Origin of the sequence: Asaia sp. As-1742 (assembly GCF_011753235.1) — a bacterium.
Taxonomy (GTDB): Bacteria; Pseudomonadota; Alphaproteobacteria; order Acetobacterales; family Acetobacteraceae; genus Asaia; species Asaia bogorensis_B.
In genome coordinates, this window is sequence record NZ_VWWA01000002.1 from 264,267 (window position 1) to 279,439 (window position 15,173).

Genomic DNA, 15,173 nt, shown 5'->3' on the forward strand with positions numbered 1-15,173 from the left:
GGTTCTTCCATGGCGCTTAAGCTGCGTGAACTCAATCGGGCGCTGCATGTCGGCACACGTGTCGGGGTGGGAAGTGTGCGGTCACGCCGTCCTGACTACGTATCGCTTATGCCGCCCTGCAATCATGCCTGCCCGGCAGGGGAGAACATCCAGGGGTGGCTTGCTCTGGCACAGAGCGGCGCCTACGAGGCCGCCTGGCATCTGCTTAAAACGGAGAACCCGTTTCCCGCCATTCACGGTCGTGCCTGTTATCACCCTTGTGAAAGCAGCTGTAACCGCGCCGAGATGGATGACGCTGTGGCTATCCATGAAGTCGAGCGGTTTCTGGGTGATATGGCCGCCGAGAAAAACTGGCGGGTGGTCTGTGAGCCTGCCACGGGCAAGAAAGTGCTTGTTGTTGGTTCGGGGCCTGCGGGTCTGTCCTGTGCTTATCATCTGGCAAGGCGGGGGCATCAGGTTGAAATTCGCGAGGCCTCGGCTCACGCGGGCGGCATGCTGGCCTATGGCATTCCGGCGTATCGCTTGCCGATGGATATTCTCGAACGTGAAATGGGTGATGTTCTGTCAATGCCGGGCGTGAGTCTGCACTGCAATGCGCCTGTAACAGATCTCGCTCGAACCATGAAAGAGGGCGCTTTCGATGCAGTCTTTCTGGGCGTTGGGGCGGCGCGCGCCCTGACGATGCCGCTGGCCACCGAGACGGGATATCAGCCTGTTGAGGCGATCGACCTTCTCCATGCCGTGCGTGAAGGAAAGCGGCCCGAGCTTGGCCGTACTGTGGTGGTGGTTGGTGGCGGTAATGTCGCGATGGATGCCGCCCGTACGGCACGCCGTCTCGGCGCGGAGAAGGTCTTCATGGTCTACCGACGGGATGAGGCCCATATGAGCGCCCTGCCCGAGGAGCGCGAGGCCGCCGAGGCCGAAGGTGTCACCATACGCTATTGCAGCGTCGTCACCCGCTATGGGCATGATGGTGTCGAGATCGAGCATGTTGAACTCGATCCGCAGACCGGTGCCATATGCCCTCCAGCAGATGGGCATGCGCCGGATAGAGAGTTACTGGCGGCCGACAGTGTCATTCTGGCGATTGGCCAGCATAGTGACTTCTCGCTCTGCTCTGGCATGAGTGACATCGCAATCGACAAGGCCGAGAGGCTGGAGATCGATCCGTCTTTCATGACGGGCGCACGCGGCGTGTTTGCCGGTGGCGATTGTGTGCGGGGAGCACGCACCATGACCACCGCGACCGGCCATGGCAAGAAGGCCGCCCGGGCGATTGATGCATATTTGCGGGCAGAAAAACCGGTGCCTGACGCGCCGGCCGAGATCGTGACCTTTGACATGCTCCACATGCCGGCCCTGCTGATGGCCGTGCGCGAAGAGGGTGCCGAATTGCCCACGTCGCTTCGCACTGGGTTCGAGGAGATTATCGCGGGGCTGAACGAGACGCAGGCGCGTCATGAGGCGGGTCGCTGCCTGTCATGCGGTAACTGTTTTGAGTGCGATAATTGTTTTGCTGCCTGCTCCGAGCAGGCCATCACCCGGTTGGGTCCGGGCAGGGGCTATGCCGTGGACGAGACCTTGTGCACCGGCTGTGGCGATTGCGCCGGACAATGCCCGTGTCATGCCATCGTGATGACGCCTGAACACAATGATGCCGAGTGCGCGGAGGCTGCGGTCACCCTGACGCCGCAGCGCTTCGTGGTGCGCGCCTGAAGGCGGGAAAAGAGAACAAGACGATGAGCCATAACGCAAACACCACCCCGCAATCCGACAAGTCCCAACCTGGTGAAATGACCACTCTGGACGGGAATTCCGCTGTTGTTCACGTCGCGTATCGCGTGAACGAGATATGCGCAATCTACCCTATTACGCCTTCCTCACCTATGGCCGAGACAGCCGATAGCTGGGCCAGTGAAGGGCTGAAAAATCTCTGGGGCAATGTGCCTATCGTGCAGGAAATGCAGGCCGAGGGCGGTGCGGCAGGCTGTGTGCATGGCGCCTTGCAAAGCGGCGCGCTGACAACCACGTTCACGGCCTCGCAGGGCCTGCTGCTGATGATCCCCAATCTGTACAAGATTGCGGGCGAATTGACGTCGACCGTGGTGCATGTGGCAGCACGCGCCCTCGCAGCCGGCGCATCGTCTATTTTTGGCGATCATCAGGATCTGATGGCCGTTCGCCAGACAGGTTTTGCCCAGCTGGGTGCAGCTTCGGTGCAGGAAGCACATGATCTGGCAATTATCGCCCAGGCTGCCACGCTCGCTTCACGTGTGCCATTCATCCATTTCACGGATGGTTTTCGAACCTCTCACGAGTATAATTCGCTGAAACTGGTTCCTGATGACCAGATCCGGTCGATGATCGACGAGACGCTTGTACACGCGCATCGTGCCCGCGCTCTGACGCCGGATAATCCGTTCATTCGTGGCACCTGGCAAAACCCGGACACGTATTTCCAGACGCGTGAAGCGGTAAACACCTATTATCTGCGCACGCCCTCTCTCGTGCAGTCTGCCATGGACCGCTTTGCAGCACTGACGGGGCGCCAGTACGGGTTGTTCCGTTATGATGGCCCGCAGGATGCGCGCCATGTCATCATCGCGATGGGGTCGGGTGCCGAAGTGGTGCGCGAAACAATGCGATGGATGAACGAACGCTACCCAGAGGAGAAACGCGGGGCCATTCAGGTGCTCCTCTACCGGCCTTTCGACGCGGCAGCCTTTCTTGCAGCATTACCGCCGACAGTAGAACGTATTGCGGTGCTGGATCGCACCAAGGAGCCGGGCGCACCGATGGAGCCGCTTCATGCGGATATCGTGGGTGTACTGGCCGAAGCGGTGGCTACGGGGAAATTCCCTCACATGCCGCGTGTTATTGGCGGGCGTTATGGCCTGTCATCACGCGATTTCCACCCCGGTATGGTCAAGGCGGTTTATGACGAACTGACGAAGCCCGACCCTAGCCCCGTCTTTACGGTCGGTCTCATCGATGATGTGACGAATCTCAGCCTCGAATTCGACGAGACGATCGATATCGAACCCGGGAACATGACGCGTTGTCTGTTTTATGGGCTTGGCGCAGATGGCACGGTGGGCGCCAACAAGAACAGCGTTGAGATCATCGGTGAAATCGACGGGCATTATGCCCAGGCCTATTTCGATTATGACTCCCACAAATCGGGCGCAGAAACGGCATCGCATCTGCGTTTTGGCACCAGCCCCATCAACGCGCCCTATTTGATTCGGCATGCAGATTTCGTCGCGTGTCACAAATTCGAGTTCCTGTTTCGGCGCGACATCCTGGGTGCCGCCAATCCGGGGGGTATTTTCCTTCTGAATTCGCCTTTCGGTCCGGACACGGTCTGGGAGCGCCTGCCGCGCAAGGTTCAGGATCAGATTATTGCCAAAAAGTTGCGCTTCTATGTGATCGATGCGTCCAGTGTCGCGCTCGAGATCGGTCTCGGGCCACGCATCAACACCCTGCTGCAAACCTGCTTCTTCCATCTCGCAAAGGTTTTGCCCGAAGCAGAGGCAATCAGCGCCATCAAGGCTTTCATTCGCAAATCCTACGGCGCAAAGGGCGAGAAAATTGTCGCCCTCAACAACAAGGCTGTTGATACCGCCTTGTCAGCGCTTCATGAGGTATCTGTCCCGGCGCAGGCTCAGGGAACGCGCCCGGTGCCTGCCATTGTGCCCGCCGAGGCCCCGGAATTTGTACACCGGGTCACAGCAGAGATTATGGCGGGGCGCGGTGAACTGATACCCGTCAGTGCCATGCCGGTTGATGGCACGTTTCCCGGGGGCACGACGCGGTATGAGAAACGCAATATCGCTATCGAGGTCCCTGTATGGGAGCCGGATTCCTGCATCCAGTGTGGGCAGTGCAGCATTGTGTGCCCTCATAGCGTGATACGGGCCAAGACCTATGACGAGGCCCAGCTGGAGGGGGCACCCACGGGTTTCCGGTCAGCGCCGGTCAATGCTCGTGGTTACCCGCAGACGCGCTATACCCTTCAGTTCTATGTTGAAGATTGTACGGGTTGCGGCGTGTGCGTGGATAATTGCCCCTCGATCGATGCACAGACACAGAAGCGCGCCATCAACATGACTGAAAAGCTGCCTCTGCTCGACCGTGAGCGGGCCGGCATGAGCTTTTTCGAGACCATTCCGGAAATGGATCGCAATCAGGTCAATCCCACCACCGTAAGAGGCGTACAGTTTTTCGAGCCGCTTTTCGAGTTCAGTGGGGCGTGTGCCGGGTGTGGTGAAACACCCTATCTCAAGCTTGTCTCGCAGCTTTTCGGCGATCGTCTCCAGATTGCCAATGCAACAGGCTGCTCTGCCATTTTTGCGGGTAACACGCCGGCCCATCCATGGAAGGCAAATGCGCAGGGCCGTGGCGTAGCATGGTCGAACTCGCTGTTTGAGGACAATGCGGAGTTTGGCCTTGGCTTCAGGCTGGCTATCGACAAGCAGACCGAACTGGCGCGCGATCTGGTTGCAGGCTTGCGTGAGACGATCGGTGGCGATCTTGCCGATGCCTTGCTCGATGCCCCGCAGGAAGATGAATGGGACTATGCCATCCAGCGCGACCGCGTGGCAGCCCTGAAGGGAAAACTCGAGGGCTCTGCTGATAAATCGGCGGTCATGCTGCTGTCGGTTGCCGATCACCTTGTAAAACGCTCGGTATGGATCATCGGCGGTGATGGCTGGGCCTACGATATTGGCTATGGTGGCCTCGACCATGTTCTGGCTCAGGACCGGAACGTCAATATTCTGGTGCTGGATACCGAGGTTTATTCCAACACGGGCGGGCAATCCTCCAAAGCCACGCCGCTTGGTGCCTCGGCAAAATTTGCCGCCTCCGGCAAGCGCGTGCCGCGCAAGGATCTGGGTCTGCAGGCGGTCTCCTATGGCAACGTATATGTGGCGCAGATCGCCCTTGGGGCCAACCCCGAGCAGGCTTTGACGGCCATACGCGAAGCCGAGGCGCATGACGGTCCGTCGCTGATCATTGCCTATTCGCAGTGCATTGCCCACGGCATCGACATGCGCGACGGCATGAAGCAGCAGGCCAGGGCGGTGGCCAGCGGATACTGGCCGCTCTTCCGTTTCGATCCGGCCATGCGCAAGGCAGGGCTCAACCCGTTCCAGCTCGACTCAACACGCCCGCGTCTGCCGTTCGAGGAATATGCCTATCGCGAACTGCGCTACAAAACCCTGTCGCGAACCAATCCGGAGCAGGCAGAGCACTTGCTGCATCAGGCGCAGGCCGCCGCGCTGGAACGCTATCGCCTGTATGAGGACATGGCCTCACGTGATGGCAGGCGCTTCCTGCCCCACTGGGAGGATGTGCAGTGACCGCACAAACCTGCCCTCCTGAGACCAGACAGAGAAACGAACCGGAAGAAGGTCGCGCGATGACGACAGTGCTTACCCCTGCCTCCTTTACGCGCAGGACGATTTTCGACGGGATGATTGCCAAAGCTGCCGGGCTGGGTGCCGTACCCTATGCGATTGTGTGGCCCTGTGAGGGGCATGCCCTTGCCGGTGCCATTGAGGCGGCCCGACATGGCGTGCTGGAACCGGTTCTTGTGGGTGATCCTGCCCTTATCGCCGGTGCGGCGCAGGAGGCTGGGCTTTCGGTGACGTCTTGCCGGATTGTCGAGGCCGAAACACCAGAGCGCGCCGTGCAGGTCGCGATTGGCCTTGTTCATGCAGGCGAGGTCCAGGGTCTCGCCAAGGGCAGCTTGCACACAGACACATTGATGCACGGTGTGGTTGCACAGGAGAGTGGCCTGCGGACATCACGCCGCATGAGCCATGTGTTCATGGTCACGGTAGCGGGGCGCACTGACCCGCTTTTCGTGACCGATGCCGCCATCAATATTACCCCCGACCTCGTGACCAAGCAGCACATCGTGCAGAATGCGATCGACCTTCATCACGGTCTTGGCTATGGCACGCCGCGTGTGGCGATCCTTTCCGCTGTGGAGACCATCAATCCGCGTATTCAGGGTACGCTCGATGCCGCCTGCCTGAGCAAGATGGCCGAACGCGGCGAGATAACGGGAGCAGTGCTCGATGGACCGCTTGCGATGGATGGTGCGGTGGATCCGCAGGCTGCATCCATCAAGAAGCTGACCTCGCCCGTCGCTGGCCGCGCCCAGATCCTCGTTGTACCGGACCTCGAAGCCGGGAACATCGTGGTCAAGGCGCTCAGCTTTCTCGGGCAGGCGAGTTCGGGCGGTATCGTGCTTGGTGCCAAGGTGCCCATCCTGCTGACCAGCCGGGCCGACAGCATTGAGGCGAGGCTTGATTCAGCAGCGCTGTGCGCTCTGTACGCGCGGGCTTTGGCAGGAGGCGGGGAGCGCGAACGGAAATAAGATTTCAAGGCGCGACAGGATGTAAGATGACTTCCAGTTTCCCGGCACATCTATAACGAGAGGAAAATCTGGCTGTCGTCTTGACACTGTTGTCGGAGGGCTCCGTTTTTTACGCCAAAATGGCGGGGAGCTTTAATTTCATCAGTCAGATACGCGACCCGGTGATACTGCAGGCTGTGCAGCCTGAGCGGAATTATCTCTCCTGCTCTCAACTTATGTGCGGCACAGTTCATGTCGACAACGAGCATAAATCTGGGAAAGAGTTCGGAAATTACGGATCCGGGATCGTTTGTCCCCGGGACCTGACCAACCATGAGCAGATTGCGCGCAGCGGACCGTCTTTTTCAGTTCCATGCGGTTATTTTTTGGTCGGCATAGCCTCGATGTATCAGCCCTGAAAGATCAATCTTCTCTTATAACCGGGGATTTTATTGAGCCTACTGCACTATCCGCCTCGTCCTTTATGTCGTCTGTTTCCTGAGGTCTATCGGGCGCAGGATTGCCCGGTCGCACAAATTGATAGGGCTGCCTGCTTTCTCTCGTCGTATCGGGAACGAGAGAGAAAGGTCTCATGGCAGGAGGGTGAATATGCTTGAGAAGGAGAGGCCCCTCATGTGGAATACGCGACCAGGTCGCTCGTGATCCGCCAGCGATCTGCCATCCAGTCTCTACAGCAATTCCGTCTGAACCAACCGATAGCCAATGCCTGTTTCGGTGATGATATGGCGAGGCTGTTCCGGGTCGGTCTCGATCTTCTGCCTGATTTGCCGGATATAGACCCGCAATTGCTGCACATCGCCGCTTGCACCCCATAATTCGCTCATGATCGTGCGATGCGTCAGAACGCGCCCGGCATAGCGCACGAGCATCCTCAGGATATCCCATTCCCGTGGGGAGAATTTCAGCTCAACCCCGGCACGGAAGATTTGTCGTTTCACCAGATCGATCGACAGGTCACCTGAGGTGAAGAGGGGCGTTGTTCCCTGTTGCTGCAAGGCATGGCGCAGCGCATTGCGCAGGCGGGCCACGAGTTCTGCCATGCTGAACGGCTTGGTCACATAGTCATCGGCTCCTGCCTCAAGGGCTGCAACCTTTCCTCGCTCATCATCGCGTACGGAAAGGATCACGACAGGAAGCGCCGGGTGCATTTCCCTCAGCCTGCGCAGGATTCCAATCCCGTCATGGTCGGGCAGACCCAGATCCAGCAGGACAAGGTCAGGTGGCGTTTCACTGGCCACGCGCAGCGCGTTGTCGCCTGTTCCGGCTTCGAGTACGCGCCATGACTGACTGGCAAGCGTGGTGCGCAGCAACCTGCGGATGGCGGGTTCATCGTCAACAACAAGAAGGATCGGGGCACTCATGAGGCGGGTACTTCAGGCAGGATCGGATAAGGCATGGGCCGTGTCTCTGGCGCTGTTGATGTTCACGGGACATACCCTGCGACAAGATTGCCCGCAGGGGAACCGCTTCGCCTGAGAGGAGGGCTCTCACGAGGACCTTCCTGTGTCACGTGTCTCCACACCGGCCATGATCGGGCTTATCGCCTGTGCGGCTGGTAGCGGAAAGTGCAGCGTAAAAACTGCTCCTTGCCTGTCCGTTCGGTTCGCAGCCTGAATGTCGCCGCCCATTGCCTCTACAAAGCCACGTGCAATGGCGAGTCCGAGGCCCGTCCCTGCGCGGGCCGTATCGGCAGCGGCAAAGCGTGTAAACTTGCCAAAAATCTCTGCTGGATCACGATCACCAAATCCCGGCCCTTCGTCTTCAATCGCGATCACGAGCCGTGAATGGCGCGTGGTAAGACGCAGGGTGATAGCAGTTTCTGCGGGAGTATATTTTGCTGCATTGTCGAGGATATTGAACAGACATTGCTCCAGCAGCACGGCATCGAGATCGAGCATGGGGAGGGTCGAGGCGGTATCGAGGGTGACGTGATGATGCTCCAGTAGTTTCGCCGCGCGTGCGAGGGCTGTCGCCGCCACCTCGGCGCAGTCCACACTGTCATGGCGCAGGGGGAGGGCGCCGGCTTCAATCCGTGTCATGTCGAGTAGATTACCCACGAAGCGGTTCAGGCGTTCGGCCTCATCCGTCAGGGTCGAAAGAAGTTCGCCTCTACCATCCTCTCCCAGTACCTCGCCATAATCGCGCAGGCTCGATGCCGCTCCCAGAATGGAGGCGAGCGGGGTGCGCAGATCATGGGAGATGGAGGTCAGAAGGGCCCCGCGCAGCCTGTCCGTCTCGGCTTCCAGCCTGACCCTGTCGAGATCGCGGGTCAACAACAGGCTCTCGATGGCCGAGGCCGTCTGGTCCGCCAGTGCGTCCAGCAGGCCCAGCTGCTCGGCATCGAGCAGCTGGCCCTGTTTCTCGCGGTACAGGCCGATCACAGCCACGGGCCCACGTGCGGTGCGCAGGGGAATGAACAGCCATTGCACGCCGGGAAGGCTGTCAGACCCGCGCCCGGCCAGACGGCTATGCTTCCAGGCCCAGCTTGCCGCCGCCAGATCGTCCTCTCCCGGGGGGTGGGCTGTGTCCGATTGCGCCTGCACGGCCAGCCTGCCGCCATCGGGCATGAGCAGCGCGACATGACAATCGAGCAGGGTCGCAATCTGCCGGGTGACAGAGCAGAGCAGGTCGTCGAGCGTGGACATGCCGGTGATGGTGCGGCTGAAACGATAGAGTGACTGGGTAATCTCTGCACGGTGGCGCGCCACAACAGCCTGACTGCGTACGCGTGCGCCCAGATTGCCTGCAATCAACGCCGTCGCAAAAAAGAAGAACAGCGCAACAACATTATCGGGGGCCGCAATGGTCAGGGTATAAAGCGGCGGCAAGAAAAAGAAATTGAAGCACAGCATGCCGAAAATGGATGCCCAGAGCGAGGGACCAAGCCCGTAGGCCACGGCCACCCCCAATATGGCGGTCAGAAAGGCCAGTGACACATTACTGACCTCGAAACCCTGCCGAAGCAGCAGGGCCAGCCCCAGAGCACAGAGGACGATGGCCGTGCTCGCCAGATAGGGGGAAAGGCGCGGGGGGACATTTTCGTAGATCCGGTGGTCCATCGCCTCGCCTGAACGGGGTACGACATGAACCGGAAAATTCTCCGAGCGCTGAATCAGTCGTTCGGTCGTTGATCGACCGATAAGCTGCCTCAGCCGGCCGAGCCAACCCGTGCCCGCCGGATGCGCCGCGACGATCTGCGTTACATTCTGGGCGCGGGCATAGGCCAGGGCATCAAGGGCGATATCATGCCCGGGCACAGTTACCGTCTCTGCACCGAGCGATTGCGCGAGATGCATTTGTGAGGCCATGCGTGCGCGGGCCTCCTCGGTCAGGTCGCGGCTGGTTTCCACATGCAGAACGATCCAGGGCGCATGAAGCCGGTCGGCCAGTCTCTTGCCGTAGCGCACAAGACCCGCATCGCCATCCTGCAGGGTCAGGCAAACCATCACGCGTTCACCGGCCGCCCAGGGCCCGGCTATGGCGTTGGCCTTCATGTGATCGACCAGCTGTGCGTCCACCTGCTGGGCCGTCTGGCGCAAGGCCAGTTCGCGCAGGGCGGTCAGGTTGCCGGGCGAGAAATAATGCAGCAGGGCCCGGCCTGCCGTTTGGGGGGCATAGATCTTTCCATCGCGCATGCGCTGCAGCAGGTCGCCCGGTGTCAGATCAACCAGTTCGAGCTCATCGGCGCTCTCGATCACATGGTCGGGCACGGTCTCGCGCACGCGCACCCGGGTGATCGAGGCTACGATATCATTCAGGCTTTCAAGGTGCTGGATATTGACGGTGGTGAAAACATCGATCCCCGCATTGAGCAGCTCCTCGACGTCCATCCACCGCTTCGGGTGGCGGGAGCCGGGCGCGTTGCTGTGCGCCAGTTCATCGACGAGAGCGAGGGTGGGGCGCCGGGCGAGAATGGCATCAAGGTCCATCTCGCGCAGGATCTGACCGCGATAGGCGACGGAACCGGCCGCGATGACAGGCAGGCCCTCGACAAGCGCCTGTGTTTCAGCACGGCCATGCGTTTCCACTACGCCGATTGCCAGGTCGACCCCCTCCTGCATCAGATGCCGGGCGCTGCTCAGCATTTCGAATGTCTTGCCGACACCTGGCGCTGCGCCGAGAAAGATTTTCAGCCGGCCCCGGCGTCTTTCGCCGCAGCCCTGACGCAGCAGGGCGTCAGGGTCGGGGCGGTCATAATCCTGTCTCGTCATCGCGTTCCCTGGCCCGGTCTAGCGGCTGCGCCTGTTCATAAATCTGATGATTGTCATGGCTTGCCCAGGTGCCGCGATCTGGCATCTGGGCAGGTTGGACCGGCTATTGCGCCATTCTATCGAGCGCCCGGTTGAGTGCCAGAACATTCACATGGGGCTCACCGAGGAAGCCAAGAAAAGGCTGGCTTGTCTGCTGCAGCACCAGATGACGGATACGGGCTTCATCAAGGCCCCGAGCCTCCGCTACGCGCAGGACCTGAAACAGCGCTGCCTCGGGTGAGATGTCAGGGTCAAGGCCACTGGCCGATGTGGTGACGAGGTCAATCGGGATATGCCAGCCCCGTGCCATGGCCTCAGGATTTTCGGCACGCAATGCGGCGGCGCTCTGGGTGACGCGCTCGATGAGGGCCCGGGATGTCGGGCCGGCATTGGAAGCCAGAGAGGCAGCCCCATTATAGGGCATCGGGATTGTTTTGCCGGGGTCCTTTGGGTCTGGCCCCATTGTGGCCGAAGGGCGACCGTGGAAATAGCGCGGGGAGGTAAAATTCTGTCCGATCAGGGCAGAACCGACAACATTCCCCTTGTCGTGGATCAGGCTGCCCGCCGCCTTGTCGGGAAGGATCAGGCCTGACAGGGCGGTCATCCCAAGAGGGTAGGCCAGACCGGTGAGGGCAGAAAGAAGGAGAAACAGAACGAGCGCAGGGCGCAGCTGGGACAAAACCATGATGGCCTCCTCAGGCCAGACCGATATGGGTGATGAGCAGATCGATCAGCTTGATGCCGATGAACGGTACGATGAGTCCGCCAACACCGTAGATGAGCAGGTTGCGCCGCAGCAGCGCCGCCGCGCCTACCGGGCGATACGCCACGCCACGCAATGCAAGCGGGATGAGCGCGATAATAATCAGGGCGTTGAAGATGATCGCTGAAAGCACGGCGCTTTCCGGGGTGGCCAGATGCATGATGTTGAGGCTGGACAGAGCAGGATAGAACCCGACGAACATCGCAGGAATGATGGCGAAATACTTGGCCACGTCATTGGCGATCGAGAAGGTCGTGAGCGCACCGCGGGTCATGAGCAGCTGCTTGCCGATACCGACGATCTCGATCAGTTTTGTCGGGTCACTGTCGAGATCGACCATGTTGCCCGCCTCGCGGGCGGCGACAGTGCCGGTATTCATGGCAACGCCTACATCGGCCTGAGCGAGGGCGGGGGCATCGTTCGTACCATCGCCGCACATGGCCACGAGCTTGCCCGAAGCCTGTTCGCTGCGGATCAGGGCCAGCTTGGCTTCCGGTGTGGCCTGGGCCAGGAAGTCATCCACGCCGGATTCGGCGGCGATGGCGGCGGCAGTCAGGGGGTTGTCACCCGTAATCATGACCGTGCGTATGCCCATGCGACGCAACTCGGCGAAGCGTTCGCGTATGCCGCCTTTCACCACATCCTTGAGATGCACCACACCAAGCAGATGCGTGTCATCCATGACCGCAAGCGGGGTGCCACCCTGACGGGCGATACCATCGGCGATACTGCGTATCTGGGCGGTGGAGGGGGCGTTTGGCCCTGCTGCCTCCAGGACGCTCTCAACCGCGCCCTTGCGTATCTGTCTTGTGCCGATATTGACGCCGCTCATGCGTGTCTGTGCCGTAAACGGGACGAACTGTGCACCCGAGGCATTGAGTTCGCGTCCACGCAACCCGAAACGCGTCTTGGCCAGCACGACAATGGAGCGGCCTTCCGGCGTTTCGTCGGCCAGCGAAGCCAGTTGTGCAGCATCGCCAAGCTGTTGTTCGGTCACGCCCGGCACGGGCATGAAAGCGCAGGCCTGGCGGTCGCCGATTGTGATGGTGCCGGTCTTGTCGAGCAGAAGCGTATCCACATCGCCCGCGGCTTCAACCGCACGGCCCGACATTGCGAGCACATTGAAGCGGATCAGCCTGTCCATGCCGGCAATGCCGATTGCCGAGAGAAGCGCCCCGATGGTGGTAGGAATGAGCGTGACGAACAGGGCCACGAGCACCATGACCGAAATCGAGCCACCAGCGTAATGCGCAAATGACGGAATGGTCGCCACGGCGATGATGAAGATGAGCGTCATGCCAGCCAGAAGGATGGTCAGGGCAATCTCATTGGGTGTTTTCTGTCGCTGCGCGCCCTCCACGAGAGAGATCATGCGATCAAGAAAGGTCGAGCCCTGGGCTGCCGTGATGCGCACGATCACCCAGTCCGACAGCACACGTGTGCCGCCTGTGACGGCCGATCGATCGCCGCCACTTTCGCGAATGACGGGGGCTGACTCACCCGTAATGGCTGATTCGTCAACCGAGGCAATGCCTTCAATTACCTCCCCGTCGCTCGGGATGAAATCGCCCGCCTCGACCAGGACCACATCGCCCACAACCAGCTCGGGGGCAGGAATTTCCTCATACAGCCCGGCAGGACCGAAAGCGCCTGTATCATTGGGCAGAAGGCGCTTGCCACGCGTCTCCGTGCGGGTGCGACGCAGTGAGTCGGCCTGCGCCTTGCCACGCCCTTCAGCGATGGCTTCGGCAAAATTGGCGAAAAGCAGCGTGAACCACAGCCAGAGCGTGATCTGCAGCGCAAACCCGGTATGGGAGACACCTTTGATGAGGTCGCGGAAAAGCAGCACGGTTGTCAGACAGGTGACAATCTCGACGACGAACATGACCGGGTTGCGGATCATGATACGCGGGTCGAGCTTGCGCAGGCTTTCAGCCAGTGCGGGAAGCACGAGCGCCGCATTCAGCACACCCGATTTCGGGCGTGAGGGCGGGCGCTTCGATGGTGCCTCGGCATTGGACCCAGGCGCGGGTGAGGGAAAGGAGATCATCGTATGGGCGCCTTTCAGTAGGTCGTGCCGTGGAGCATGGCGAGATGCTCGACAATCGGGCCGAGAGCGAGGGCAGGGAGAAAGGTGAGGCCGCCAACGATCACGATCACCCCGGCGACAAGCGCAATGAAGAGGCCGTTATCGGTCGGGAAAGTGCCGGGTGTGGGGGCAGCCACTTTCTTGGCAGCCATGGAGCCGGCAATGGCGAGTGCTGGAATGATCACGAAAAACCGCCCGATCATCATGCCGATGCCCAGCGTGACGTTCCAGAAACTGTTCGCTGTCAGCCCTGCAAAGGCACTGCCATTATTAGCGGCGGCCGAGGTGTAGGCATAAAGCGCTTCGGAAAAACCATGCGGACCGCTGGCAGACAGTGCCGAAAGGCCCGCAGGCAGCACGACGGCAAGCGCCGTGAAGCCCAGCATGACAAGTGGCAGGCAAAGCACGGCCAGCATGGTCATCTTGATTTCACGCGCCTCGATTTTCTTCCCCAGATATTCGGGGGTGCGACCGACCATCAGGCCCGCCATGAAAACAGCAATGAGCGCAAAGAGGAGGAACCCGTACAGCCCCGAACCGACGCCGCCGAAAATCACCTCACCCAGCATCATGTTGATGAGCGGCACCATGCCGCCGAGCGGGAGAAAACTCTCATGCATGGCATTGACCGCCCCGCAGGAGGCATCCGTCGTGACCGTGGCAAAAAGCGCGGAGGCCGCAATGCCAAAGCGCGTTTCCTTGCCTTCCATATTCCCCAGCGTGCCATCCAGGCCCAGCGACGCAAAGAGCGGATTGGCGTGGGCCTCCGACCAGTAGAGAACGCCCGCGCCGATGAGAAAAAGTGCCGACATGGCTGAGAAAATGGCCCAGCCCTGCTTTTCCTGCCCGATCATGCGACCGAACATGTTGGTAAGCCCTGCTCCCAGCGCGAAGATGCAAAGCATCTGGACGAAATTGGTCAGCGCATTCGGGTTTTCGAAAGGATGAGCAGAGTTGACGTTGAAATAACCACCGCCATTCGTGCCGAGCATCTTGATGGCTTCCTGTGTCGCCACAGGCCCCAGCGCGATCGTCTGTTTCACGCCTTCGAGCGTGAAGATGGAGGCCGATCCTGTCAGTGTTTGCGGAACCCCTTCCAGCACGAAAAACAGGGTGAGCAATATGCAGGCGGGCAGCAGCACATAAAGAGTGACACGCACCAGATCGGCCCAGAAATTGCCGATTGTGGAGGCGCTGCGTCGCACGAAGCCGCGCATGATGGCGGCTGCAATGGCGATGCCCGCAGCAGCGGAAACGAAGTTCTGAACCGTGAGGGCCAGCATCTGGCTGAGCGGGCTCAGCGTGGTCTCACCACCGTAGCTCTGCCAGTTGGTGTTGGTCAGGAAGCTGACAGCCGTATTATAGGCCAGGTCGGGTGATACTGCACCCAGACCCGCCGGATTGAACGGCAGGATTCCCTGAAGGCGCAGCAGGGCATAGACGGCGACAAAGCAGAAAATCTTGAACAGGATCACGGCCAGCGCATAATGCGACCAGGATTGCTCGCGCTTCGGATCAACGCCTGCAAGGCGATACATGAGGCGTTCCAGCCCGCCGAAAGGCCGCTGGAAAAGATGCTTCTCACCTTCGAGCACGCGTTTGAGAAAGCCACCCAGCGGGCGCGTAATGGCCACCACGCACAGAAAGAACACCGCAAGGGTGATCCAGCCTGAGAGGGTCATG

The 15,173-nt window shown here is 60.3% G+C and carries 8 protein-coding genes; 3 read left to right on the plus strand and 5 right to left on the minus strand.

The window, feature by feature from the left end; all coding sequences use genetic code 11:
- The first annotated feature begins 9 nt into the window (after positions 1-9).
- From F3J08_RS03880 to F3J08_RS03890, 3 genes are read left to right on the plus strand one after another with little or no spacing between them, the layout of a single operon-like run.
- The gene (locus F3J08_RS03880; RefSeq protein ID WP_166928505.1) at positions 10-1,716 is read left to right on the plus strand and encodes an NAD(P)-binding protein; all 1,707 of its coding nucleotides are present in this window, start codon (positions 10-12) and stop codon (positions 1,714-1,716) included.
- Between the two features lie 23 nt (positions 1,717-1,739).
- Positions 1,740-5,363: a pyruvate:ferredoxin (flavodoxin) oxidoreductase gene (nifJ, locus tag F3J08_RS03885; RefSeq protein ID WP_166928506.1), complete on the plus strand. Its 3,624-nt coding sequence runs from the start codon at positions 1,740-1,742 to the stop codon at positions 5,361-5,363.
- A 59-nt stretch (positions 5,364-5,422) separates the two neighbouring features.
- Positions 5,423-6,388: a bifunctional enoyl-CoA hydratase/phosphate acetyltransferase gene (locus F3J08_RS03890; protein ID WP_166928507.1), complete on the plus strand. Its 966-nt coding sequence runs from the start codon at positions 5,423-5,425 to the stop codon at positions 6,386-6,388.
- Between the two features lie 668 nt (positions 6,389-7,056).
- On the opposite strand, the gene F3J08_RS03895 is transcribed toward F3J08_RS03890, so the two are convergent.
- The 5 genes from F3J08_RS03895 to kdpA all read right to left on the minus strand — a co-directional run bounded on the left by F3J08_RS03895 (position 7,057) and on the right by kdpA (position 15,172).
- On the minus strand, positions 7,057-7,749 hold the full coding sequence (locus F3J08_RS03895) for a response regulator (RefSeq protein ID WP_166928508.1): 693 nt from the start codon (positions 7,747-7,749) through the stop codon (positions 7,057-7,059).
- A gap of 126 nt (positions 7,750-7,875) precedes the next feature.
- Entirely contained in the window at positions 7,876-10,599 is a 2,724-nt protein-coding gene (locus F3J08_RS03900) for a sensor histidine kinase KdpD (RefSeq protein WP_166928509.1), read from the minus strand.
- Between the two features lie 103 nt (positions 10,600-10,702).
- Entirely contained in the window at positions 10,703-11,323 is a 621-nt protein-coding gene (gene kdpC, locus F3J08_RS03905; RefSeq protein WP_166928510.1) for a potassium-transporting ATPase subunit KdpC, read from the minus strand.
- A 10-nt stretch (positions 11,324-11,333) separates the two neighbouring features.
- Complete coding sequence (kdpB, locus tag F3J08_RS03910; protein WP_166928511.1) at positions 11,334-13,451, minus strand: potassium-transporting ATPase subunit KdpB; 2,118 nt, start codon at positions 13,449-13,451, stop codon at positions 11,334-11,336.
- Between the two features lie 14 nt (positions 13,452-13,465).
- Positions 13,466-15,172, minus strand: a complete 1,707-nt coding sequence (kdpA, locus tag F3J08_RS03915; RefSeq protein ID WP_166928512.1) for a potassium-transporting ATPase subunit KdpA — start codon at positions 15,170-15,172, stop codon at positions 13,466-13,468.
- Position 15,173 lies beyond the last annotated feature (1 nt).

What these genes read in the sequence shown, in the direction of transcription:
- F3J08_RS03880 (WP_166928505.1), top strand. Translation starts at nt 10, where the DNA reads ATGGCGCTTAAGCTGCGTGAACTCAATCGGGCGCTGCATGTCGGCACA.
- nifJ (WP_166928506.1), top strand. Translation starts at nt 1,740, where the DNA reads ATGAGCCATAACGCAAACACCACCCCGCAATCCGACAAGTCCCAACCT.
- F3J08_RS03890 (WP_166928507.1), top strand. Translation starts at nt 5,423, where the DNA reads ATGACGACAGTGCTTACCCCTGCCTCCTTTACGCGCAGGACGATTTTC.
- F3J08_RS03895 (WP_166928508.1), bottom strand. Translation starts at nt 7,749, where the DNA reads ATGAGTGCCCCGATCCTTCTTGTTGTTGACGATGAACCCGCCATCCGC.
- F3J08_RS03900 (WP_166928509.1), bottom strand. Translation starts at nt 10,599, where the DNA reads ATGACGAGACAGGATTATGACCGCCCCGACCCTGACGCCCTGCTGCGT.
- kdpC (WP_166928510.1), bottom strand. Translation starts at nt 11,323, where the DNA reads ATGGTTTTGTCCCAGCTGCGCCCTGCGCTCGTTCTGTTTCTCCTTCTT.
- kdpB (WP_166928511.1), bottom strand. Translation starts at nt 13,451, where the DNA reads ATGATCTCCTTTCCCTCACCCGCGCCTGGGTCCAATGCCGAGGCACCA.
- kdpA (WP_166928512.1), bottom strand. Translation starts at nt 15,172, where the DNA reads ATGACCCTCTCAGGCTGGATCACCCTTGCGGTGTTCTTTCTGTGCGTG.